The sequence below is a fragment of the Pseudomonas sp. NPDC085632 genome (assembly GCF_044541255.1).
Taxonomy (GTDB): Bacteria; Pseudomonadota; Gammaproteobacteria; order Pseudomonadales; family Pseudomonadaceae; genus Aquipseudomonas.
The window spans coordinates 1-24,578 of the sequence record NZ_JBITSX010000019.1; the positions used below are offsets into that span (position 1 = coordinate 1).

Sequence of the window (24,578 nt, forward strand, 5' to 3'; positions counted from 1 at the left end):
CACTTAAGAGATATTTGCGCTGAACTAAGTTTCAGCAATGCCTTCAAATTTCTCACGAAATTTATCTAGAGCACGTTTGTAACGCATTTTTGTCGCACTCAAACCCATGTGCATGATGTCTGCGATCTCCTGAAATTCCAGCTCTGCGACAAATCGAAGCACCAGAATTTCACGGTCAATCGGGTTCACATACACCAGCCAGCGATCAAGCCCGCCCTTCTCCTCGGGTTTCGGCGCCTTTTCTTCGGACGCTTCCTCGAGGGGGTCAAGACTCAATGCGTCCATCAAGCGACGCTTTCGCCGTTCCTTCCGATACTGCGTAATACATTCGTTGTACGTGATGCTGTAGAGCCACGTTTTGAACTTCGATTTCCCCTCGAAGTTCTTCAGGCCATACAGCACCTTCAACATGACTTCCTGACAGACATCGTCTGCGTCGCGATCGTTCCCAAGATATCTCGCACAAACGTTAAATAATGTTCGCTGGTAACGCCGCATCAGTTCTTCATAGGCGCGCGTTACGTGAAAAAGCTCGGTATGCGAGCGCGCGACCAACTCCTCATCAGAGAGCTCGCGGGGGTCGTAGCGCGTGGATAGCGTTTGGGCTTTATTCAAAACAAGTCGTGCCGACAGTCAGGTCAATGTCCACCGCAACCAGCATCAGCTGGCATTTTGCGGCGGCATACATTAGCAGGGTTTGCCGGATTAGCGGCTACTCACATGCTGTTCCAGCAGGATCCGATTGGAAAGAGAGACTAGCTCACCCTCATCGGTCAGCAATGTGGTTTTCACCGTGCCGATCTCCTCGATCTGCCCTTCGACCTCGCCAACACGCACTTGTTGCCCAACCTGATACAACTCACGCACATAGATTCCCGCAAGAATCTGACCGGCAATTTCCCGGCTTCCCAAACCCATGGCCAGCGCAACCGCCAGACCAACGGTAATCAATACAATGACAATCACATGGTTCAGCAGGTCGGTTTTGACTTCGAGCTGACTGATTGCCACCGAGATACTGATGATGATCACCAGCCCCTGAGCAATTCGCCCAAGCCCCGAAGCGTAGTCCAGGCCTACGCCTTCTGCCGCCCCGCGTACCAGCCCGTTGGCCAGTTGCGCGAGCAAAACACCCACCAGCAACACCAGTGCGGCGCCGAATACTTTCGGCAAATACAGCGCCAACATATCCAGCGTAGCTGAAACTCGCTCAAGGCCAAGGGATTCTGCTGCAGAAACAAGAAAAATCAGCAGAACGAACCAGTAAACGATTTTGCCGATCAGGGTCGAGATCGGAACTTGCAGCCCGGCTCGCGACATCAATTTGGTCAAACCGGTGCCGCCCATCAGGCGATCGAGGCCGAGTTTTGCGAGCAGTTTCGACAGCAAGGTATCAAGCAGTTTGGCCACGACGAAACCCAACAGCAGCACGACCAGTGCGCCGAACAGGTTCGGAATGAAGTTGGCCACTTTGGTCCACAACGCAGTCATTGCAGTGACGAGGCTCTGAGTCCAGAGGTCGAGTTCCATATTCAATCAGCCTTATCAGCAGTGCGAGCGGTAGGTTTACGAAGACGGGAAACCGGCGAGACATGGGCCGATCCGTTATTCAGGGCGATCATCAGCGCGGGCAGCCAGCGGCCCAGCAGGCTGAACAGATCACCGGCGCCGACCTGGCGGTTGGCGGTTTTGAGTACGCGGCCCAGACAGGCATCGTCGTCGCGGCTGGACGGCGAGGCGTTGAGCATGTCGCGCAAAGACTGTTCAAACGGATCGTGCATACGCACCTCTCGTGATGTCTGTGAAAGACGCGGGCAAATTTGGTCGGGTCACATGCGCCATGTTCAGACCCAGCGCAAACGACGGAATAACCACCACTGACCGAAGGCCAGGGCGAGCACCGTCAAACAGGCAATCAGGAAACCATAAGGGCTGCTGGAGAACGGAATTCCGCCGACGTTGATGCCCAGCAGACCGGTGATGAAACTCATCGGCAAAAAGATGCAGGTGATGATGCCGAAACGGTACATCGTGCGATTCATGCGCTCGCTCAAACGTCGGTCTTCCGCCTCCAGCACAAGCCCCACGCGCTCTCGGGTCAATTCGAGCTCTTCGAGATAGCGGGTCAGGCTGTTGTTCAACTCGTTCCAGTAATCGGCATCGTCATCGACAAACCACGGCAGTTTTATCCGCGTCAGTTGCCCGAAAATATCCCGCTGCGGCGCAAGGAAACGCTTCAGCCCGGCGGCCCTGCGGCGGATGTGCAAAATGGCGCCATGCTCGGGAGTATACCGTTCGTCGGCATCCATCTTTTCTTCTTCCTCATCGGCGATTTCCGAGAGGCAAGTGACCAGATCCTGCACCTTGTTGGTGAGGAACTGCGCCAGGTAAAGGATGAGTTCAGAAGCCGTTTTCGGGCCTTTGCCGTCCGCCAATTGCACCAACAGTTCATCGGTAGCGCGCAACGGGCGCAAACGCAACGAGATTACCCGTTGGGCGGAAGCGAAAATCCGCACCGAGACCATGTCTTCCGGCTCCGCACCCGGATTGAGATTGACCCCACGCAGAAACAGCAGCAGCTCGGAATCCGGCAACGGCAACAGGCGCGGTCGAGTGTTCTCTTCCAGCAGCAGATCGCAGGTGAATTCATTGAGACCGCTGGATTTGCGCAGCCAGGTCTGGGTTTGCGGATGGCTGCGATCCCAATGCAACCACAGGCTTTCGTGGGCCTGCAGCTGCAAATCGTCGAGTTCAGTCCGGACTATCGAACGCGCACCGCCTTTACCGTCCAGCACCAGGGCATGCACCAGCCCCCACTGCGCGTTTTCTTCCTCGAACATCCGCATCCCTTTGTCGAAAATCTTATTCAGGCATCTGCAGCGGGCTCGGCGAGATGATCACGCCGTTGTTGTCCGCATAAATGTAGTGGCCCGGGTGGAACGTCACACCGGCGAACGTCACCGGGACGTTGAGGTCACCGAGACCGCGTTTTTCGGTTTTCATCGGGTGACTGGCCAGTGCCTGCACGCCCAGATCAGTTTGCGCGATAACGTCGACGTCACGGATGCAGCCGTAGATCACCAGCCCTTCCCAGCCGTTTTTTGCAGCTTTCTCGGCAATCATGTCACCCAGCAACGCACGGCGCAGCGAACCGCCGCCATCGACGACCAGCACCTTGCCGTTGCCTTTGAGTTCGGCTTGTTCTTTGACCAGCGAGTTGTCTTCGAAGCATTTGATGGTCACGATTTCGCCGCCGAACGAATCACGGCCACCGAAATTGCTGAACATCGGTTCCAGCACCTGCACCAGCTCCGGATAGGCGTCGCACAGGTCAGGCGTAAGGTAATGGTTCATCGAAAAACTCCTGTAAAAAGCAAGACGATCAAGAATGCTGCGTTCTGAAGAGACGAGTTCCGCTGGTCGCTGTTTACCTTAGCTCATTGAATGTTCGCTGAATGAACCTGAACAAACGCTGAAACGTAATCGCTAAACAGTCACCGAATATGACCGGAATCGCAAAATTCGTCATATCTTAGCCGCAAGCCGACCTGAACGAAATGCCCTTTACCCAGACCTCATCTCAGACTGCAGCAGCCAAATCCGGCTTGTCACCCAGCAACGGCGTCTGCTGATCATTCAACCAGCGCGCCACCAACGGCCACACTTCAGTCTGCGCCGCTTTACTCACCAACATTTCAACATGGCCGAAATTATCGTTGAAGCCTTGCTCGCGCCCCAGATTGATGAATTGCTTGTGATCGGCGCCAATCTGCTCGAACAGTTTGCGGCAGGCCCACGCCGGATCCTGGTGATCCCCCGCCGCCGACACTGCCAGCACCGGCACCTTGACGTCGGCAAGGCCCGCCCACCAATCCTTGTCCTTGTCACCGAAGCGGCCGAACAAGCCGTACCAGCGCATGCTTTCCAACGCCAGACCAATCGGCTCATCTTCCGGACCACGTTTGAGGCGTGAACCCGACAATTGCGCGAAACGCTTGAGAATGAAGCGTCCGCTCCATTCCACCGGCGGAATTTTCAGCGGCCAGTAAGTGCGGCTGACCTGGGTGCCGAAAAACGCTGCCGATGCCACGGCAGGGTCGCCAAGGTATTCACCGCCAAGCGCAGCCGCCAGGGTGATGCCGCCGAGCGAATGGCCGATCCAGTGCGGAACCTGCCCGCTCTGCTCACGAACGAACGCGGCAATCGCCGGCAGATCGTAACGGGCATAGTCGGCGACACGGTTGCGCCGGTATTCCTCGTTGCGCTGCGACAAGCCGTGGCCGCGCATCTCCGGAATCCACACGTCGTAGCCCAGACGCGTCAGATACGCGCCCAGGCCAAGGCCTTTGGGTGAAAACCAGAAGCGCCGATTGGAAAAACTGCCGTGCAGCAAAATGACCGGCACACCGCGAGAGGCCGAGTCATCGGCCATGCCCAAACGGGTCACGGCGATTTCCACGGACCAATCAGGGCTGTTGCCGGGTTTCAAACGATACACGTCTTCGCTCAGATCGCCGCGCCGTTCGGCGCTGATCAGGGCGACAGGAAATAGGTTGCTGCTGCTTTGCATAATGCTCTTGCACAAAAAAGGGCGGCATCTACAGGAGCCCGCCCTACTTGAATCTCAAAGCCCACCCCCACAAAGGGAGCGGGCCGTTCACATACTCATTAAGCCGGGGCCTGGCCTTCGGCAAGGAAGAACCAGGTTTCCAGCACGGTGTCCGGGTTCAGCGACACGCTTTCGATGCCCTGCTCCATCAGCCACTTGGCCAGATCCGGGTGGTCCGAAGGACCCTGACCGCAGATACCGATGTACTTGCCGGCCTTGTTGCACGCGGCAATCGCGTTGGCCAACAGCTTCTTGACCGCCGGATTACGCTCGTCGAACAGGTGCGCGATGATACCGGAATCGCGGTCCAGGCCCAGGGTGAGCTGAGTCAGGTCGTTGGAACCGATCGAGAATCCGTCGAAGAATTCGAGGAATTCTTCAGCAAGGATCGCGTTGGATGGCAGTTCGCACATCATGATCACGCGCAGACCGTTTTCGCCGCGCTTCAAGCCGTTTTCGGCCAGCAGATCGACGACCTGGCTGGCTTCGCCGAGGGTACGCACGAACGGCACCATGATTTCGACGTTGGTCAGGCCCATCTCGTTGCGCACACGTTTCAGCGCGCGGCATTCGAGTTCGAAACAGTCACGGAACGATTCACTGATGTAACGCGAAGCGCCACGGAAGCCCAGCATCGGGTTTTCTTCTTCAGGCTCGTACAGCTTGCCGCCGATCAGGTTGGCGTATTCGTTGGACTTGAAGTCCGACAGGCGCACGATGACTTTCTTCGGCGTGAACGCCGCCGCCAGGGTGCTGATGCCTTCCACCAGTTTGTCGACGTAGAAGTCGACCGGGTCGTTGTAACCGGCGATACGCTTGTCGACGCTGTCCTTGATTTCCTGCGGCAGACCGTCGTAGTTCAACAGCGCTTTCGGGTGCACACCGATCATGCGGTTGATGATGAATTCCAGACGGGCCAGGCCGACACCGGCGTTCGGCAGTTGCGCGAAGTCGAAGGCACGATCCGGGTTGCCGACGTTCATCATGATCTTGAACGGCAGCTCCGGCATGGCGTCGACGGAGTTCTTCTTGATGTCGAAGCCCAACTCGCCTTCGAAGATGTAACCGGTGTCGCCTTCGGCGCAGGACACGGTCACACCCTGGCCATCCTTCAGCAGTTGGGTGGCGTTGCCGCAACCGACCACTGCCGGGATACCCAGCTCGCGAGCAATGATCGCTGCGTGGCAGGTACGACCGCCACGGTTAGTGACGATGGCGCTCGCGCGCTTCATGACCGGTTCCCAATCCGGGTCGGTCATGTCGGAAACCAGCACGTCGCCCGGCTGGACTTTGTCCATCTCGGAAACGTCTTTGATGATGCGCACTTTACCGGCGCCGATGCGCTGGCCAATCGCGCGACCTTCCACCAGCACGGTGCCGGTTTCTTTCAGCAGGTAACGTTCCATGACGTTGGCCTGGGTGCGGCTTTTCACGGTTTCCGGACGCGCCTGCACGATGTACAGCTTGCCGTCGTCACCGTCCTTGGCCCATTCGATGTCCATCGGGCAGCCGTAGTGCTTCTCGATGATCATCGCTTGCTTGGCCAGCTCGCTGACTTCAGCGTCGGACAGGCAGAAACGCGCACGATCAGCCTTGTCGACATCGATGGTCTTGACCGAACGACCGGCCTTGGCCTCGTCGCCGTAGATCATCTTGATGGCTTTGCTGCCCAGGTTGCGACGCAGGATCGCCGGACGACCGGCCTCCAGCGTGCCCTTGTGCACGTAGAACTCGTCCGGGTTGACCGCGCCTTGTACGACGGTTTCGCCCAGGCCGTAGGCGCCGGTGATGAATACCACGTCACGGAAACCGGATTCTGTATCGAGGGTGAACATCACGCCGGCGGTGCCGGTTTCCGAACGCACCATGCGCTGCACGCCAGCCGACAGGGCGACCAGTTTGTGGTCGAAGCCCTGGTGCACGCGGTAGGAAATCGCACGGTCGTTGAACAACGAAGCGAACACCTCTTTGGCGGCGCGGATAACGTTTTCCACACCGCGGATGTTCAGGAAGGTTTCCTGCTGACCGGCGAACGAAGCGTCCGGCAAGTCTTCGGCGGTGGCGGAGGAACGCACGGCCACGGCCACGTCAGGGTTGCCGGCCGACAGCGCGGCGAACGCGGTGCGGATCTCGGCATTCAGTTTTTCAGGGAATTCGGCTTCCATGATCCATTGACGGATCTGTGCGCCGGTCTTGGCCAGGGCGTTGACGTCGTCGACGTCGAGCGCGTCGAGGGCCGCGTGGATCTGGTCGTTGAGGCCGCTCAGTTCGAGGAAATCACGATAGGCCTGAGCCGTCGTGGCGAAGCCGCCGGGGACCGAAACACCGGCGCCTGCCAGGTTACTGATCATCTCGCCCAGGGATGCGTTCTTGCCCCCCACATGCTCAACATCGTGTTTGCCGAGCTTATCGAGGGAAACTACGTACTCTACCAAGGTGATCTCTCCACTACTGTGTTGGAAAAGCTCAGAAACCGGCGGCCCGGGGGAGCCTTGGCCGGTTGTATGGCCTGGACCTGGAAAATAAGTGAGAATGCGGGCCAGTCGCGGCCGACAAATCGCGCCTATCATATCCAAGATTCGTTACTAGCTTAAGGCCCAAGGTGCAAATGAAACGATCTGCTTTCTTCATCTCCGATGGCACCGGCATCACTGCCGAAACCCTGGGTCAAAGCCTTCTGGCGCAGTTCGAAAACATTACCTTCAGCAAATTCACGCGACCGTACATCGACAGCGTGGATAAAGCGCGGGCCATGGTACAACAAATCAACAAAGCCGCTGAAACCGACGGCTTCCGGCCGATCATCTTCGACACCATCGTCAATCAGGACATCCGTGAGATTCTCGCAACGTCCAATGGTTTCATGATCGACATTTTCTCGACCTTCCTCGCCCCACTGGAGCAGGAACTGACCGAGCATTCTTCCTACACCGTCGGCAAGTCCCATTCGATAGGGCACAACTCCAATTACATGGAGCGCATCGAGGCGGTCAACTTTGCCCTCGACAACGACGACGGCGCGCGCACGCACTATTACGACAAAGCCGACCTGATACTAGTGGGCGTGTCGCGCTGCGGTAAGACACCGACGTGTCTGTACATGGCCATGCAATTCGGCATCCGCGCGGCCAACTATCCGCTGACCGAAGACGACATGGAACGCCTGACCCTGCCAGCCGCCCTGCGCGCCCATCAGCACAAGCTGTTCGGCCTGACCATCGACCCGGACCGCCTTACCGCGATCCGCAACGAGCGCAAGCCCAACAGCCGCTATTCGAGCTACGCCCAGTGCGAGTTCGAGGTGCGCGAAGTGGAAAACCTGTTTCGCCGCGAGAACATCCCCAACATCAACTCCACGCATTTTTCGGTGGAAGAGATTTCGGCGAAGATTCTGGTGGAGAAAGGTGTGGAGCGGCGGTTCAAGTAAATCTATGGTGCCTGATCCGTCCCTATCGCTAGCAGGCTAGCTCCCACAGTTTGATCGGGTTCCGCGAGATGGAACGCGGTCGAATGTGGGAGCTAGCCTGCTAGCGATGAACGATCACACGGTCTCTGTCAGAGCCCGGCTTAAAGCTTCAAAGCCTGCCAGCAACAACCCATCATCCCCCACCGCATTGCACACACTCACCCGCACAAACTGCGGCACCGCTGCATGCCCGACCGCAAACGCCTCAGCCGTGGCGACCAGATAGTTGTTCTCCTTCAACTCCGCCGCAATCTGCGACGCCCGCCACAGCTCAGGCACCTCCACCCAGAAATGCGGGCTGTAAGGGTGAGTCTTGTAATTCAAACCCTGCAGCACAGGCGCCACCAAGGCCTTGCGCCGAGCGATCTCGCTGATCTGTTCGTCCAGCAACTGCTTGGCCATGCCGCTTTCGATCCACAGACTGGCCACTTCCATCGAGAGCGGATTGGCCATCCAGCACGTTGCGCGAATGGCGGCACTCAAACGCCCGATCAACGCCTGCGGCGCGTGCAGATAACCGACTCGCAATCCCGCCGAAACAGCCTTGCTCAGGCTGCCGATCAATACCGAACGCTCCGGTGCGAAATAACTCAGCGGCAACGGACGCAGGCGATCCAGCACCGCATGGGCTTCGTCTTCGATAATCAGCAGATTGTGCTGGCGACAGACCTCGGCAATCGCCTCGCGCCGTGAGACGGACATCACCGCCGCCGTAGGATTCTGAATCGTCGGCGTGCAATACAGCGCCGAAACCCGATGCTGACGGCAGATTTCTTCCAGCGCCGACGGCAACAGCCCTTCGTCATCCATCACCGCGCCAATGAGTTTTATCCCGAGTTGACGTGCGACGCCGATCAATCCCGGGTAGGACAATTGCTCGGTGACCACGGTATCGCCGGCCTTGAGCAAGCCCATCAACGCGCACAACAGCCCATGTTGGCCACCGTTGACGCACAACACCTGATCGGCGTGCGGCACGAACGCCGCATGCTGCAACCACACCGCCCCGGCCAATCGGTGCCGGGCCAACCCGGCTTCAGCGGTGTACCCGGTCAATTGCTGCAACACCCGCGGATCGCTGGCGAGGTCTTGCAGGCTCTGGCTCAAGAACGCCGCTTCCTGCGCCGGAATCGGCTGGTTGCGGCTCATGTCGAAGCACGCTGACGGCTCATCGCTGACATTGCGAAAGCCTTTGTCCTGCGGCCGCTCCATCCCGCGCTGACGCACGTAGGTGCCATCTCCGACACGGGCGACGACCAGTCCTACACGCTCCAGTTCACCGTAGGCCCGACTGATGGTGCCGATGGTCACACCAAGGCTGTCGGCCAACAACCGGTGCGGAGGCAGTTTGCTGCCGGCTTCGATAACGCCTTCGTCGATGGCTTGCTCTACCGCGTCAGCGAGGCGTTTGTACTTCACGCCGACGCCGTTGCTGAGGCCATCACGGAGGATTGACACCATGGCAATACTTACTTTGACAGTCATTCTCGCCCCGAATAGCGTGCTTAAAACAAGTTCAATCAGAAATAGACTCTTTCTGTGACCAGGTCAATTCTGCGGTTCGGAGTACCCCCCATGTCGACAGCTGTCAGCGCCCCGATAAACATCAGCAAACCCTGGCTCGCCGGATTGATCACCGGCGTGCTGTTTCTCATCGTCTGCCTGAGTTGGGGTACCACGTGGTTGGGAATCAAGATTGCGGTGGAAAGCGTGCCGCCGCTGACCGCCGCCGGCCTGCGCTTTCTGATCGCTTTTCCGCTGTTTCTGAGCTTCGCGATGGTACGCAAGGAACCATTGCTGTTCCCTCGGCAAAGTCGCTGGTTTTTTGTATTCGTCACACTGTCGTATTTCAGCCTGCCCTACTACCTGCTCAATTACGGCGAGATGCACGTGTCGTCCGGCTTGACGGCGCTGCTGTTCAGTTGCATGCCGGTATTTATCCTGCTGTTTTCCGCGCTCTTTCTGCGCGAGAAAATCTATCCCTCGCAAATGCTCGGCATTGCCATTGGTTTTGGCAGTCTGTTCATGATTATTCGCAGTCAGGGTCTGCACCTGGATCAGGCGGAATGGCTGGGGGTGCTGGCGATTTTGTGCGCGGCGGTGATGCATGCGCTGTGTTACGTGGTGACAAAAAAACACGGCAGCGCGATCACCGTCATCACTTACAACACGCTGCCGATCGGCATTGCCGGGTTGATGTTATTTATTGTCGGCTTGAGTGTTGAAGCGCCGGTGTTTGCGCAAGTGACCACGCGTTCGTGGGGCGCCCTGCTCTACCTCGGACTGGTGGCGTCGGTGGGTGGATTCATCGTTTATTTTTTGCTGCTGAAACGTCTGAGCCCGATCATTCTGTCGTTCGTGTTTATCATCTTCCCGGTGTTCGCCGTGATCATCGGCGCCTGGTACGAAGGGCAAACCCTGTCCCGGGAGCTGATGATCTATTCGGCGATTTTATTGAGCGGTTTTGCGATCACCAAACTGCCTGTAGAAAAGTGGTTCAGATAACCAACATATCCACAAAGCGGTTGACCGGCGTCGCTTCGAGCTGCGCCGGATCCTTGCACAAAGCGAAGATTTCGCCGCTGCGCTGGCCGGTGAAACGCGTGGCCAGATTGGCCTTGAACTTGTCTTCGAGTAATGGAATGCCCTCGGCGCGACGGCGGCGATGGCCGATCGGGTATTCCACGACAACGTTTTCCGTGCTGCTGCCGTCCTTGAAAAACACCTGCACGGCATTCGCAATCGAGCGTTTGTCGGGCTCCAGGTATTCGCGGGTGAAACGCGGCTCTTCGACGATGACCATTTTTTCGCGCAGCACATCGATGATCGGGTGCGACTTGTGGAAATCGTCTTCGTATTGCTCGGCGACCAGATTGCCGAACGCCAGTGGCACGGCAGTCATGTACTGGATGCAGTGGTCGCGGTCGGCGGCATTGGCCAACGGCCCGACCTTGGAAATGATGCGGATCGCCGATTCATGCGTGGTGATGACGATTCTGTCGATTTCGTGCAGGCGATTGCGCACCTGCGGGTGCAGCGTCACCGCCGCTTCGCACGCGGTTTGCGCATGAAATTCAGCGGGGAAGCTGATCTTGAACAGGACGTTTTCCATCACATAACTGCCGAATGGCCGCGAGAAACTGAAGGCGCGTTTATCTTGCGGTTTCAGCGCCAGATCGCTGTTGGTGTGGCTGAACAGCACGTCATAAAAGCCCCACTGTTTCGCAGTCAGCACCCCGGGAATGCCCATCTCTCCGCGCATGGCAATGTCAGCCAGACGTACACCACGACTCGTCGCATCCCCCGCCGCCCAGGATTTTCGCGAACCGGCGTTCGGCGCATGACGATAAGTGCGCAGGGCCTGACCATCGGCAAACGCGTGGGACAACGCCGATAACAGTTGCTCACGATTGGCGCCCATCAGCTTGGCGGTAACGGCGGTCGAGGCGACTTTCACCAGAATGACGTGATCGAGTCCTACACGGTTGAAGGAGTTTTCCAGGGCAATCACGCCTTGGATCTCGTGGGCCATGATCATCGCTTCCAGCACGTCGCGAATCGTCAGCGGCGCTTCAGCGTTGGCCAGACGCTTCTGCGACAGATGATCGGCCACCGCGAGAATCCCGCCGAGGTTGTCGGATGGATGGCCCCACTCGGCAGCGAGCCAGGTGTCGTTGTAGTCGAGCCAGCGGACGATACAGCCGATGTCCCACGCGGCTTTGACCGGGTCGAGGCGATAGGAGGTGCCGGGAACACGCGCGCCAAACGGCACGACGGTGCCCTCGACGATTGGCCCAAGATGCTTGGTGCATTCGGGGAAGCGCAGTGCCAGCAGGCCACAGCCCAGCGTGTCCATCAGGCAATTGCGGGCAGTGTCGAGGGCTTCGGCAGAGGTGACTTTGAAGGTAAAGACGTAGTCGGCAATGTCCTGCAGGACAGGGTCGTAGTCGGGGCGGTTGTTCAGGTCGACGTTGGCGCTCATTGCGGTTCTCCTGTGCGGGAATGATGAGTGGGTGCGGTCTTCCTCAGGGCTTGGCGGTTTTGGGTGATTGCAGGTCTGGGGTGCCTGCTTGTTTTGGGTTTCTTCAGTGGGTGGCCCCTCACCCTAGCCCTCTCCCGAGGGAGAGGGAACCGATTGGGGGATGCTGTAGAGGTTCACCGACGTGAGCGATCTGCGCTGAATCCGTAATCGATCTGGTCAATGAACAACTTCAAACACCTCGATGCCCTCTTGAATCCATAATCGACTCGATCTTTCAGGTCGCTATACAACCTCAGACACCTCGGTCGGCCCCTGAATCCATAATCGCCTCGATCTTTCAGGTCAATGTACTACTCCAGACACCTCGGTCGGCCCCCTCTCCCTCCGGGGGAGGGCTGGGCGGGCGGCGTTCCGATGAGGGTAAAACTTTCGGATCAGAACGAATCTCCGGGGACGCGTACATAGCCTTCCATCAGCACGCGCGCACTGCGGCTCATGATCGCTTTTTTGACGATCCACTCGCCGTTTTCCAGACTGGCTTCAGCGCCAACGCGCAACGTCCCGGACGGATGCCCGAAACGCACGGCATTGCGTTCAACGCCACCGGCCGCGAGGTTTACCAACGTGCCGGAAATCGCTGCCGCAGTCCCGATCGCAACGGCCGCCGTGCCCATCATCGCGTGATGCAACTTGCCCATCGACAACGCACGCACCAGCAAATCCACGTCACCAGCGCCAATCGCTTTGCCACTCGACGCCACGTAATCCGCAGGCTTGGCGACAAACGCGACTTTCGGCGTGTGCTGCCGTTTCGCTGCTTCATCGAGATTGGCAATCAGGCCCATGCGCAAGGCGCCGTAAGCCCGAATCGTCTCGAACATCTGCAGCGCTTTCGGATCGCTGTTGATCGCGCTCTGCAACTCGGTCCCGGTGTAACCGATGTCTTCGGCGTTGACGAAAATCGTCGGGATGCCGGCATTGATCATGGTTGCCTTGAAGGTGCCGACACCCGGCACTTCCAGCTCATCGATCAGGTTGCCGGTAGGAAACATCGAGCCACCGCCGCCCTCTTCTTCCGCCGCGGGGTCCATGAATTCCACTTGCACTTCGGCCGCCGGAAAGGTCACGCCGTCGAGTTCGAAATCACCGGTTTCCTGCACTTCGCCATTGGTGATTGGCACGTGGGCAATAATCGTTTTGCCAATGTTCGCCTGCCAGACGCGCACCACCGCAACACCGTTGTGCGGAATGCGGCTGGCATCGACCAGACCATTGCTGATGGCGAACGAACCGACCGCTGCCGAGAGGTTGCCGCAGTTGCCGCTCCAATCCACGAAGGGCTTGTCGATGGAGACCTGACCGAACAGGTAATCGACGTCGTGATCAGCCTTGATGCTTTTCGACAGGATCACGGTTTTGCTGGTGCTCGACGTCGCGCCGCCCATGCCGTCGATTTGTTTGTCATACGGGTCGGGGCTGCCGATCACGCGCAGCAATAAAGCGTCGCGAGCCGGGCCGGGAATCTGTGCCGTTTCGGGCAGATCCTTGAGGCTGAAGAACACGCCTTTGCTGGTGCCGCCGCGCATGTAGGTGGCGGGGATCTTTATTTGTGGTGCGTGAGCCATGATGCTCCTTACCGAGGACACGGGACTAAAAATCCCGTGCCCACATCAGTTGATTTAAACGGCAACCGCCGACTCTTCAAGGAAGTCCTGAGCGAAGCGCTGCAATACGCCGCCAGCCTCGTAGATCGACACTTCTTCAGCGGTATCCAGACGGCAGGTCACCGGCACATCAACGCGCTCGCCGTTCTTGCGATGGATCACCAGCGTCAGCTCCGCACGCGGTTTGCGCTCGCCGATCACGTCGTAGGTTTCGCTGCCGTCGATGGCCAGCGTGTGACGGTCGGTGCCCGCCTTGAACTCCAGCGGCAATACGCCCATGCCCACCAGGTTGGTGCGGTGGATGCGCTCGAAACCTTCTGCGGCAATCGCCTCGACACCGGCCAGACGCACGCCTTTCGCCGCCCAGTCGCGGGACGAACCCTGACCGTAATCGGCGCCGGCAATGATGATCAGCGGCTGCTTGCGTTCCATGTAGGTTTCGATGGCTTCCCACATGCGCATGACTTTGCCTTCCGGCTCGACCCGCGCCAGTGAACCCTGTTTGACCTTGCCGTTTTCCACGACCATTTCGTTGAACAGCTTCGGGTTGGCGAAGGTGGCGCGCTGTGCAGTCAAGTGGTCGCCACGGTGGGTGGCGTAAGAGTTGAAGTCCTCCTCCGGCAGGCCCATTTTCGCCAGGTATTCGCCAGCGGCGCTGTCGAGCATGATCGCGTTCGATGGCGACAGGTGATCGGTGGTGATGTTGTCCGGCAGCACCGCCAACGGGCGCATGCCCTTCAGTGGACGAGCGCCGGCCAGCGCGCCTTCCCAGTACGGCGGACGGCGGATGTAGGTGCTCATCTCGCGCCAGTCGTACAGCGGCGTAACCTTCGGGCCGGTGTCTTCATGAACGGCGAACATCGGAATGTAGACCTGACGGAACTGCTCAGGCTTGACCGAAGATTTCACCACGGCGTCGATTTCTTCGTCGCTCGGCCAGATGTCTTTGAGGCGGATTTCCTTGCCATCGACCACGCCCAACACGTCCTTCTCGATGTCGAAACGGATGGTCCCGGCGATGGCGTAAGCGACCACCAGTGGCGGCGACGCGAGGAACGCTTGCTTGGCGTACGGGTGGATGCGGCCGTCGAAGTTGCGGTTACCGGAAAGCACGGCGGTGGCATACAGATCGCGGTCGATGATCTCTTGCTGGATCACTGGATCGAGCGCGCCGGACATGCCGTTGCAGGTGGTGCAGGCGAAGGCGACGACACCGAAACCGAGCTGTTCCAGCTCAGTGGTCAGCCCCGCTTCGTCGAGGTACAGCGCGACGGTTTTCGAACCCGGCGCCAGCGAGGATTTCACCCACGGCTTGCGGGTCAGGCCAAGCCTGTTGGCATTACGTGCGATCAGGCCGGCGGCGATGACGTTGCGCGGGTTGCTGGTGTTGGTGCAACTGGTGATGGCGGCGATGATCACTGCGCCGTCAGGCATTTGCCCCGGCACATCATCCCACTGGCCGGAGATGCCTTTGGCCGCCAGATCCGACACTGCAACGCGAGCGTGCGGGTTGCTCGGGCCGGCCATGTTGCGCACTACCGAGGACAGATCGAAGCTCAAACCACGCTCGTATTGCGCGGCTTTGAGGCTGTCGGCCCACAGGCCGGTGAGCTTGGCGTATTGCTCGACCAACTGCACTTGCTGGTCTTCACGACCGGTGAGTTTCAGGTAATCGATGGTCTGCTGATCGATGTAAAACATCGCTGCGGTGGCGCCGTATTCCGGGGCCATGTTGGAGATGGTCGCACGGTCGCCGAGGGTCAGCGCAGCGGCGCCTTCGCCGAAGAACTCCAGCCACGCGCCGACGACTTTCTGTTTACGCAGGTATTCAGTCAATGCCAGCACCATGTCGGTGGCGGTGATGCCCGGTTGCAGCTTGCCGGTCAGTTCGACGCCGACGCTTTCCGGCAGGCGCATCCACGACGCGCGACCGAGCATCACGCTCTCGGCTTCGAGGCCGCCGACGCCAATGGCTATCACACCCAGCGCATCAACGTGCGGCGTGTGGCTGTCGGTACCAACGCAGGTGTCGGGGAACGCCACGCCTTCACGCACCTGGATCACCGGAGACATTTTCTCCAGGTTGATCTGGTGCATGATGCCGTTGCCCGGCGGGATCACATCAACGTTCTTGAAGGCTTTTTTGGTCCAGTTGATGAAGTGAAAACGGTCTTCGTTGCGACGGTCTTCGATGGCGCGGTTTTTCTCGAACGCCTGCTTGTCGAAACCGCCCGCTTCCACCGCCAGCGAGTGGTCGACGATCAATTGCGTCGGCACCACCGGGTTGACTTGCGCCGGGTCGCCGCCCTGCAAAGCGATGGCGTCGCGCAGGCCAGCGAGGTCGACCAGCGCGGTCTGGCCGAGAATGTCGTGGCAGACCACACGCGCCGGGAACCACGGAAAGTCGAGGTCGCGTTTGCGTTCGATCAGTTGCTTGAGGGAATCGTTAAGCGTGGCCGGGTCGCAGCGACGCACGAGGTTTTCCGCCAGCACGCGGGAGGTGTACGGCAGAGTGTCGTAGCTACCGGGCTGAATCGCTTCGACAGCCGCGCGGGCGTCAAAATAATCCAGAGGGCTGCCGGGCAGGGTTTTGCGGAATTCTGTGTTCATCGGGTCAGGACTCGGGTCACGGTAGTTTCAAAGGGTGGGCCTGATACCGACCTCAAATTCACACCGAACCCTGTGGGAGCTGGCTTGCCAGCGATAGCGGTGGGTCAGTCAGCATCATTGTTGGATGTGACGCCGTCATCGCTGGCAAGCCAGCTCCCACAGGGATTTAGGTGAGCTTCGAGATCAGTATTCGGCACTCACCATTTCAGCGACGTTCGATTGGCACGAACTTGCGCTGTTCGACGCCGACGTATTCGGCGCTTGGGCGGATGATGCGGTTGTTGGCGCGCTGCTCGAACACGTGCGCAGCCCAGCCGGTCAGGCGCGAGCAGACGAAGATCGGCGTGAACAGCTTGGTCGGGATGCCCATGAAGTGGTACGCCGAGGCATGGTAGAAATCGGCGTTCGGGAACAGTTTTTTCTGCTCCCACATGGTCTTGTCGATGGCCTCGGAAACCGGGAACAACACCTTGTCACCGACTTCATCAGCCAGCTGTTTCGCCCAGCCTTTGATCACTTCGTTACGCGGGTCGCTGTCCTTATAGATCGCGTGACCGAAGCCCATGATCTTGTCCTTGCGCTCAAGCATGCCGAGGGTGCCTTTGATCGCCTCTTCCGGCGACGAGAAACGCTCGATCATTTCCATCGCTGCTTCGTTGGCGCCGCCGTGCAATGGGCCGCGCAGCGAACCGATGGCTGCAGTCACGCAGGAATACAGGTCGGACAGGGTCGAGGCGCAAACCCGGGCGGTGAAGGTCGAGGCGTTGAATTCGTGCTCGGCGTAAAGGATCAGCGAGACGTTCATCACTTTGACGTGCAGTTCGCTCGGCTTCTTGTCGTGCAGCAAATGCAGGAAGTGGCCGCCGATGGTTGGCTCGTCGCTGACACAGTTGATGCGCTTGCCGTCGTGGCTGAAGCGATACCAGTAGCTCATGATCGCCGGGAACGCGGCGAGCAAGCGGTCAGTCTTGTCGCGCTGCTCGGAGAAGTCTTTCTCCGGTTCGAGGTTGCCAAGGAACGAGCAACCGGTGCGCATCACGTCCATCGGGTGGGCGTCGGCGGGGATGCGTTCGAGCACTTCTTTCAGCGCTGGCGGCAGGTCGCGCAGCTTGCTCAGCTTGCCTTGGTATTCGTCGAGTTGCGCTTTGGTCGGCAGCTCGCCATAAAGCAGCAGGTACGCGACTTCTTCAAATTGTGCATCGGCTGCCAGTTCGCGCACGTCGTAGCCGCGATAGGTCAGCCCGGCACCGGCCTGGCCCACGGTGGACAGTGCGGTTTGCCCGGCAACCTGGCCACGGAGCCCGGCGCCACTGAGTACTTTTGCTTCGGCCATTTCTATCTCCAATCTTGAATTTGTTAGGGAGTGTGGCGAAAAGATCGCAGCCTCGTTGCACTCGTCAGCTCCTACAGGGGAATGCGGTTCATGTAGGAGCTGCCGCAGGCTGCGATCTTTTGATCTTTATTTCTTTGCGGCAAACAACGCGTCGAGCTTCTGCTCGAAGGTGTGGTAATCGATGCGATCGTAAAGCTCCATGCGAGTCTGCATGGTGTCGATGACATTCTGCTGCGTGCCGTCGCGGCGGATCGCGGTGTAAACGTTTTCGGCAGCCTTGTTCATCGCGCGGAACGCCGACAGTGGATACAGCACCAGCGACACGTCGGCGCTGGCTAGTTGTTCGGTGGTGTACAGCGGTGTCGAACCGAACTCGGTGATGTTGGCCAGGATCGGCGCTTTCACGCGGCTGGCGAACAGCTTGTACATTTCCAGTTCAGTGATGGCTTCCGGAAAAATCATGTCAGCACCAGCCTCGATGCACGCGGCGGCGCGGTCCAGTGCCGATTCCAGACCTTCCACCGCCAGCGCATCGGTGCGCGCCATGATCACGAAGCTGTCATCGGTACGCGCGTCGACCGCGGCTTTGATGCGGTCGACCATTTCCTGCTGACTGACGATCTCTTTGTTCGGACGGTGGCCACAGCGCTTGGCGCCAACCTGATCCTCAATATGAATCGCCGCCGCGCCGAACTTGATCATCGACTTGACCGTGCGCGCCACGTTGAACGCCGACGAGCCGAAACCGGTGTCGACGTCGACCAGCAACGGCAGATCGCAAACGTCGGTGATGCGGCGCACGTCGGTGAGCACGTCATCCAGACCGGTGATGCCCAGATCCGGCACGCCGAGCGAGCCTGCGGCCACCCCGCCACCGGACAGGTAGATCGCCTTGAAACCGGCGCGCTTGGCCAGCAGCGCGTGGTTGGCGTTGATCGCGCCGACCACTTGCAATGGATGCTCGCTGGCGACCGCATCGCGGAAACGCTGGCCTGGAGTGCTGTGCTTGGAACTCATGACTCACCTCGTTCAGTGGCTGTCTTATTGTGGGCGCCGTCCTGGTAATGACGGGCGATGTTGCGTTTCGAGGCGCCGATGTGACGGCGCATCAACAATTCCGCGAGCTCGCCGTCACGGTCGGCGATGGCATCGAGAATCCGGTGGTGTTCGGCGAAGGCCTGGCGCGGGCGATTCGGCGTGGTGGAAAACTGGATGCGGTACATGCGCACCAGTTGATACAGCTCGCCGCAGAGCATCTGGGTCAGCGTGCGGTTACCGCTGCCCTGGATGATCCGGTAGTGAAAGTCGAAATCGCCTTCCTGCTGGTAGTAGCCGACGCCAGCCTGAAACGCGGCATCGCGTTCATGGGTTTCCAGCACGCGGCGCAGTTCGTCGATTTCTTCGACGCTCATGCGCTCGGCCGCCAGACGGCAGGCCATGCCTTCGAGGGATTCGCGGATTTCGTAGAGTTCGATCAGCTCGGCATGGTTGAGCGAAACCACCCGCGCGCCGACATGCGGGACGCGTACCAGCAACCGCTGGCCTTCGAGACGGTGAATCGCCTCACGCAGTGGCCCACGGCTGATGCCGTAAGTGCGCGCCAGCTCCGGCTCGGAGATTTTGCTGCCCGGGGCGATCTCGCCTTTGACGATGGCCGCCTGAATACGCCGGAAGACGTTTTCCGAGAGTGTCTCGGAATCGTCGCCGCTGATGACCGGGGGATCGAGTTGATCCAGCATGATTGTCGACACCTTTAAATCCAATGCGGCAAAAACTAGCTAATTCAGCCGAATCAGTCAAAGGATAAATGGGTATTGTCGACAATCGTCTAATAACCCTAAAAGATCTCAGACTTCGGCAGCTCCTACAGGGATCAGTGCAGGAGCTGCCGCAGGCTGCGATCTTTTGATCTTTTATAGACCGGCCCCAGCGCTGGCGCCATAAAACCACCGTGCTAGAATGCCGCCCGCATTTGCTGGCCATTTGTACGGCTTGTCATAAAAAGCTGATAGGCACACGAAGGGCCTTGCGCAAGTTTTGCCAAGGACCTGAACCGACAACGGAACGCTGCGCACCAGGATTTATGAGACTCAAGCCTTTTCCCACATTCTTTGCCCTGTTTTGCCTGCCCGGCCTCGCCGCCGCGGGGGAAAAAACCGTGTACGGCCTCAACGAATACGCTTCGCTTGACGGCATCAATCTCGAAGTCGCGGCCAAACTCGATACGGGTGCGAAAACCGCCTCGCTGAGTGCCCGCGACATCAAACGCTTTAAACGCAACGGTGAATCCTGGGTGCGCTTCTACCTGGCCATCGACGCTGCGCATTCGCACCCGATCGAACGGCCGCTGGCCCGGGTCAGCAAGATCAAGCGCCGCGCCGGCGACTACGACCCGGAGGAAGGCAAAAAGTACACCGCCCGTCCGGTGATCGAGCTGGATATCTGCATGGGCACGGCGTTGCGCAGCATCGAAGTGAACCTGACCGACCGAAGTGCGTTCCAATACCCGCTTTTGATTGGCTCCGAAGCGCTGAAACGCTTCGACGCGCTGGTCGACCCCAGTCTTAAATACGCTGCCGGCAAACCCGCCTGCACCATCGCCGCTCATACCGCCGAGTAATTTCCATGCGTTCTCTAACCTTCCACCTGAAAATCCTGATCACCATTTTGGTGCTGCTGGGCGTTTCGGTTACGGCCTATCAGATTTTCGTGCTCGGCATCCCGGTAACCGAAGATGCGACCGACGACTTGTGGAACATCGACGCCAAGGTCGAGTTCGTCGCCAGCACCAAGGATCCGGTGAAGATCCAGATGTTCGTGCCACCGTTGAGCCGCGACTACGTCAGTCTCAATGAGAGTTTTATTTCCAATAACTACGGCGTGGCCGTGAACCGTGTCGACGGCAACCGCAAGGTCACCTGGTCGGCACGCCGGGCCAAGGGCAACCAGACCCTTTATTACCGTCTGGTGCTGACCAAGCGTTACACCGCGGAAAAATCCAAGATCAAAGGCCCGACCTTCCGCGACAGCATCGCCATCGAAGGCCCGGAGAAAATCGCCGCCGAAGCCCTGCTCGCGCCGATTCGCCAGCACTCGGCCGACGTCGAAACCTTTATTGGCGAGGCGATCAAACGCGTCAACAACCTCAACGACGACAACGTGAAACTGCTGCTGGCCGGTGACCCGTCCACCGCGCACAAAGCCAAAATCGTCGAACTGCTGCTGTCCATCGCCCACGTGCCGGTGGAAAAAGTCCACACCATCCGCCTCGTCGCCGACCAGCCGCAAATGCCGGAACTTTGGCTGCGCAGCTTCAACGGTAACGACTGGCTGTACTTCAATCCGGAAACCGGCGAGCAAGGCCTGCCGACCGACCGCCTGCTGTGGTGGACCGGCGATGAAAACCTGATCACCGTCGACGGCGGCAAGAAAGCCAACGTGACCTTCAGCCTCAACAACAGCGAGATGAACGCGATTCGTCTGGCCAAGCTGACCGACGAGAACACCGACGCCAACTTCCTCGAGTACTCGCTGTACGGCCTGCCGCTGCAGACCCAGCAGACCTTCATGATCATGGTGATGATCCCGATCGGCGTGCTGGTGATCCTGATCCTGCGCAACCTGATCGGCCTGCAGACCCTCGGCACGTTCACCCCGGTGTTGATCGCCCTTGCCTTCCGCGAGACGCAATTGGGCTTCGGCATTCTGCTGTTTACCGTGATTACGGCGCTGGGGCTTTCGTTACGCTCGTACCTGGAACACCTGAAGTTGCAGATGCTGCCGCGACTGTCGGTGGTGCTGACCTTTGTCGTGGTGCTGATCGCGGCAATCAGTCTGTTCAGCCATAAGCTCGGTCTGGAACGTGGTCTTTCGGTGGCGCTGTTCCCGATGGTGATTCTGACCATGACCATCGAACGCCTGTCGATCACCTGGGAAGAACGCGGTGCCAACCATGCGCTGAAAGTCGCCATCGGCACGCTGTTCGCCGCTTCTCTGGCGCACCTGATCATGACCGTGCCTGAGCTGGTCTACTTCGTGTTCACGTTCCCGGCGATCCTGCTGATTCTGGTTGGCTTCATGCTGGCGATGGGACGTTATCGCGGTTACCGCCTGACCGAACTGGTGCGTTTCAAGGCGTTCCTGAAGAAGGCAGACGCCTGATGTTTGGTTTCTGGAAGACCTGGAAGGCCCTGGAGGCGCGGGGCATCATGGGCATTAATCGGCGTAACGCCGACTACGTGCTCAAGTACAACAAGCGCAGCCTGTACCCGATCGTCGATGACAAGATCATCACCAAGGAGCGCGCCATCGAGGCCGGCATTCACGTGCCGGAGTTGTATGGCGTGATCTCCACCGAGAAGGAAATCGACAAGCTCGACGAGATCATCGGCGGGCGCAACGACTTCGTGATCAAACCGGCGCAGGGCGCGGGTGGCGACGGCATCATCGTGATTGCCGACCGCTTCGAGGGCCGCTATCGCACGGTATCGGGCAAAATCCTCGCCCACGAAGAGCTTGAGCATCACATCTCGAGCATCCTCACTGGCCTGTATTCGCTGGGCGGCCACCGTGATCGGGCGCTGATCGAATACCGCGTGACCCCGGATCAGATCTTCAAAAGCATCAGCTACGAAGGCGTGCCGGACATCCGCATCATTGTGCTGATGGGTTATCCAGTGATGGCGATGCTGCGCCTGCCAACCCGGCAATCCGGTGGCAAGGCCAACCTGCACCAGGGCGCCATCGGTGTCGGCGTGGACCTGGCGACCGGTTTGACGTTGCGTGGCACCTGGCTGAACAACATCATCACTAAACACCCTGATACCACCAACGCGGTGGACGGCGTGCAACTGCCCTACTGGGACGGTTTCATGAAACTCGCGGCGGGCTGTTATGAGCTGTGCGGGCTGGGCTATATCGGTGTTGATATGGTGCTGGATCAGGAGAAAGGCCCGCTGATTCTGGAGCTGAATGCGCGGCCGGGGCTGAATATCCAGATCGCCAATGACTGCGGGCTGACGTTGCGTACGCACGCGGTTGAAGCGCGACTGGAAGAATTGAAAGCGCGTGGGGTGACGGAGACGGCTGAAGAGCGGGTGGCGTTTACGCAGGAGATGTTTGGGCATATTCCTGCCGTCGAAGGCTAAAAGCTGAAAAGCCCCTCCACCCTAACCCTCTCCCAAAGGGAGAGGGGACTGACCGAGGTGGATGTTCGAGGTACGCCGACCTGAACGTCTTGAGTCGAACTCAGGTCTTGAAAGCATGAAGATCGGCGCCCTTTCCCCTCGCCAGCTTGAGATATCGAGCTGAACTCGAATCTTGAAAAGCATGAAGATCTGCCCCCTTTCCCCCTCGCCCCCTTGGGGGAGAGGGTTGGGGTGAGGGGGTAGGCTTTTGATTTTGATCTGACAGCCGAGAGAGGACTACAATCCCCTCCCCGCCTCCACGGCCGATCTGCCCCGCCCATGTTGACCTGTTCCGTACACCCGCTGCCCTACCGCGCCAATCCCGCCGACTACTTCGCGGCCATCCGCAACGCCCCCGGCGCCGTGCTGCTCGACAGCGGCCGGCCAAGTGCCGACCGTGGCCGTTATGACCTGCTCAGCGCCTGGCCGCTGGAACAACTGGCGGTGTGGCCGGACGAGAGCGGCGAGCACTTCCTGCAACGTCTGCGGAACAATCTGAGTCGCCTCGGCGAGGCTGATTTGCCTGCCGGTTTCGAGCTGCCATTCGCCGGCGGCTTGATCGGCTACCTGAGCTACGACTTCGGCCGGCATCTGGAAAACCTGCCAAGTCAGGCGCTGGATGACCTGCAATTGCCGGATGCCCGCTTTGGCCTGTACGACTGGGCACTGATCAGTGATCACCAGACAGCCACCAGCCAATTGGTCTTTCATCCGACAGTGCTCGACAGCGAGAAACACCGGCTGATCGCGCTGTTCACCCGGCGACACGCTGACACTTTGGTACCGTTCAAACTGAACAACGCGATGACCGCCGACCTCTCGGCCGACGATTATCGTCAGGCGTTCGAACGCATCCAGCATTACATCCAGGCCGGTGACTGCTATCAGGTCAACTTCGCCCAACGATTCCGCGCTTCGTGCCAGGGCGACCCATGGCTGGCTTATTGCGCATTGCGCGAAGCCTGCCCGACACCGTTCTCCGGTTTCCAAAGCCTGCCCGAGGGCGGCGCCGTGTTGAGCCTGTCGCCAGAGCGCTTCGTCAAAGTCAGCGAACGTCAGGTGGAAACCCGCCCGATCAAAGGCACTCGCCCGCGTGGCCTGACACCTGCCGAAGACGCGGCCAACGCCGCCGAATTGCTGGCCAGCCCCAAGGATCGCGCGGAAAACCTGATGATCGTCGACCTGCTGCGCAACGACCTCGGCCGCACCTGCCGCATCGGTTCGGTGCGGGTGCCGGAGTTGTTCAGCCTGGAAAGCTATCCGAACGTGCATCACCTGGTCAGCAGCGTGACCGGTGAATTGGCGGATGATCGCGACGCATTGGACTTGATTGCCGGCAGTTTCCCCGGCGGCTCGATCACCGGCGCGCCGAAGATCCGCGCCATGCAGATCATCGATGAGCTGGAGCCAACCCGGCGTGGATTGTATTGCGGGTCGCTGCTATATCTGGACGTGCGCGGCGAGATGGACAGCTCCATCGCGATTCGCAGTCTGTTGGTCAAGGATGGGCAGGTGTGCTGCTGGGGCGGCGGCGGGATTGTTGCCGATTCGGACTGGCAGGCCGAGTATCAGGAGTCGATTACCAAAGTCAGAATCCTCCTCGAAACCCTGCAGAACCTCTGAGTAATGATCGTTCCCACGCTCCGCGTGGGAATGCAGCCCGGGACGCTCCGCGTCCCAAGCGGACGCGGAGCGTCCATTGAGACATTCCCACGCAGAGCATGGGAA

The 24,578-nt window shown here is 59.2% G+C and carries 20 protein-coding genes; 6 read left to right on the plus strand and 14 right to left on the minus strand.

The features are described from left to right. Positions 1 to 24: 24 nt before the first annotated feature. The 7 genes from sigX to ppsA form a co-directional block, all read right to left on the minus strand. Positions 25 to 615 carry an RNA polymerase sigma factor SigX gene (gene sigX, locus ACIF4X_RS14425; protein ID WP_397482654.1) on the minus strand — a complete coding sequence of 197 codons (591 nt, stop codon included), beginning with the start codon at positions 613 to 615 and terminating at the stop codon, positions 25 to 27. Positions 616 to 705: 90 nt separating this feature from the next. Then, entirely contained in the window at positions 706 to 1,530 is an 825-nt protein-coding gene (locus tag ACIF4X_RS14430) for a mechanosensitive ion channel domain-containing protein (RefSeq protein ID WP_007916401.1), read from the minus strand. A gap of 2 nt (positions 1,531 to 1,532) precedes the next feature. Then, the gene (locus tag ACIF4X_RS14435) at positions 1,533 to 1,781 is read right to left on the minus strand and encodes a hypothetical protein (protein ID WP_008076827.1); all 249 of its coding nucleotides are present in this window, start codon (positions 1,779 to 1,781) and stop codon (positions 1,533 to 1,535) included. Positions 1,782 to 1,844: 63 nt separating this feature from the next. Further along, positions 1,845 to 2,840: a zinc transporter ZntB gene (locus tag ACIF4X_RS14440; protein ID WP_397482655.1), complete on the minus strand. Its 996-nt coding sequence runs from the start codon at positions 2,838 to 2,840 to the stop codon at positions 1,845 to 1,847. A 22-nt stretch (positions 2,841 to 2,862) separates the two neighbouring features. Then, positions 2,863 to 3,354 (minus strand): ribonuclease E activity regulator RraA, encoded by a 492-nt coding sequence (gene rraA / locus ACIF4X_RS14445; protein WP_053118708.1) that lies wholly within the window; start codon positions 3,352 to 3,354, stop codon positions 2,863 to 2,865. 226 nt (positions 3,355 to 3,580) lie between these two features. Then, a complete protein-coding gene (locus ACIF4X_RS14450; RefSeq protein ID WP_397482656.1) occupies positions 3,581 to 4,570 on the minus strand; it encodes an alpha/beta fold hydrolase in 990 nt (329 codons plus the stop codon). A gap of 98 nt (positions 4,571 to 4,668) precedes the next feature. After that, a complete protein-coding gene (gene ppsA, locus ACIF4X_RS14455; RefSeq protein ID WP_016985585.1) occupies positions 4,669 to 7,044 on the minus strand; it encodes a phosphoenolpyruvate synthase in 2,376 nt (791 codons plus the stop codon). 173 nt (positions 7,045 to 7,217) lie between these two features. Here ppsA and ACIF4X_RS14460 point away from each other — a divergent pair, with 173 nt between their 5' ends. Then, a complete protein-coding gene (locus ACIF4X_RS14460; protein ID WP_095189437.1) occupies positions 7,218 to 8,036 on the plus strand; it encodes a pyruvate, water dikinase regulatory protein in 819 nt (272 codons plus the stop codon). A gap of 114 nt (positions 8,037 to 8,150) precedes the next feature. Here ACIF4X_RS14460 and ACIF4X_RS14465 read toward each other — a convergent pair whose 3' ends face one another. Beyond that, positions 8,151 to 9,560 (minus strand): PLP-dependent aminotransferase family protein, encoded by a 1,410-nt coding sequence (locus tag ACIF4X_RS14465; protein WP_397482657.1) that lies wholly within the window; start codon positions 9,558 to 9,560, stop codon positions 8,151 to 8,153. Positions 9,561 to 9,650: 90 nt separating this feature from the next. On the opposite strand from ACIF4X_RS14465, the gene ACIF4X_RS14470 reads away from it, so the two are divergent. Further along, positions 9,651 to 10,580: a DMT family transporter gene (locus ACIF4X_RS14470; protein ID WP_397482658.1), complete on the plus strand. Its 930-nt coding sequence runs from the start codon at positions 9,651 to 9,653 to the stop codon at positions 10,578 to 10,580. Here ACIF4X_RS14470 and prpD read toward each other — a convergent pair. From prpD to ACIF4X_RS14500, 6 genes are all read right to left on the minus strand, one after another. Further along, a complete protein-coding gene (prpD, locus tag ACIF4X_RS14475) occupies positions 10,573 to 12,057 on the minus strand; it encodes a 2-methylcitrate dehydratase (protein ID WP_397482659.1) in 1,485 nt (494 codons plus the stop codon). The two genes, ACIF4X_RS14470 and prpD, sit on opposite strands and share 8 nt — an antisense overlap. A 434-nt stretch (positions 12,058 to 12,491) precedes the next feature. Then, on the minus strand, positions 12,492 to 13,682 hold the full coding sequence (gene prpF / locus ACIF4X_RS14480) for a 2-methylaconitate cis-trans isomerase PrpF (protein ID WP_397482660.1): 1,191 nt from the start codon (positions 13,680 to 13,682) through the stop codon (positions 12,492 to 12,494). 54 nt (positions 13,683 to 13,736) lie between these two features. After that, positions 13,737 to 16,331, minus strand: coding sequence for a Fe/S-dependent 2-methylisocitrate dehydratase AcnD (acnD, locus tag ACIF4X_RS14485; RefSeq protein WP_397482661.1), 2,595 nt, complete (start codon positions 16,329 to 16,331; stop codon positions 13,737 to 13,739). Between the two features lie 205 nt (positions 16,332 to 16,536). Next, positions 16,537 to 17,664 (minus strand): 2-methylcitrate synthase, encoded by a 1,128-nt coding sequence (prpC, locus tag ACIF4X_RS14490; protein ID WP_397482662.1) that lies wholly within the window; start codon positions 17,662 to 17,664, stop codon positions 16,537 to 16,539. A gap of 126 nt (positions 17,665 to 17,790) precedes the next feature. Beyond that, positions 17,791 to 18,681, minus strand: a complete 891-nt coding sequence (prpB, locus tag ACIF4X_RS14495) for a methylisocitrate lyase (protein WP_397482663.1) — start codon at positions 18,679 to 18,681, stop codon at positions 17,791 to 17,793. Next, positions 18,678 to 19,400, minus strand: coding sequence for a GntR family transcriptional regulator (locus ACIF4X_RS14500; protein WP_171057355.1), 723 nt, complete (start codon positions 19,398 to 19,400; stop codon positions 18,678 to 18,680). Before ACIF4X_RS14500 ends, prpB begins: the two co-directional genes overlap by 4 nt. Before the next feature lie 347 nt (positions 19,401 to 19,747). Here ACIF4X_RS14500 and ACIF4X_RS14505 point away from each other — a divergent pair, with 347 nt between their 5' ends. The 4 genes from ACIF4X_RS14505 to pabB all read left to right on the plus strand — a co-directional run bounded on the left by ACIF4X_RS14505 (position 19,748) and on the right by pabB (position 24,473). Beyond that, positions 19,748 to 20,284 (plus strand): ATP-dependent zinc protease, encoded by a 537-nt coding sequence (locus ACIF4X_RS14505; RefSeq protein WP_008081000.1) that lies wholly within the window; start codon positions 19,748 to 19,750, stop codon positions 20,282 to 20,284. 5 nt (positions 20,285 to 20,289) lie between these two features. After that, positions 20,290 to 21,825, plus strand: a complete 1,536-nt coding sequence (locus tag ACIF4X_RS14510) for an inactive transglutaminase family protein (RefSeq protein WP_397482664.1) — start codon at positions 20,290 to 20,292, stop codon at positions 21,823 to 21,825. After that, on the plus strand, positions 21,825 to 22,811 hold the full coding sequence (locus ACIF4X_RS14515; RefSeq protein WP_397482665.1) for an alpha-L-glutamate ligase-like protein: 987 nt from the start codon (positions 21,825 to 21,827) through the stop codon (positions 22,809 to 22,811). Before ACIF4X_RS14510 ends, ACIF4X_RS14515 begins: the two co-directional genes overlap by 1 nt. Positions 22,812 to 23,129: 318 nt before the next feature. Continuing rightward, positions 23,130 to 24,473, plus strand: a complete 1,344-nt coding sequence (gene pabB / locus ACIF4X_RS14520) for an aminodeoxychorismate synthase component I (RefSeq protein ID WP_397482666.1) — start codon at positions 23,130 to 23,132, stop codon at positions 24,471 to 24,473. Positions 24,474 to 24,578 lie beyond the last annotated feature (105 nt).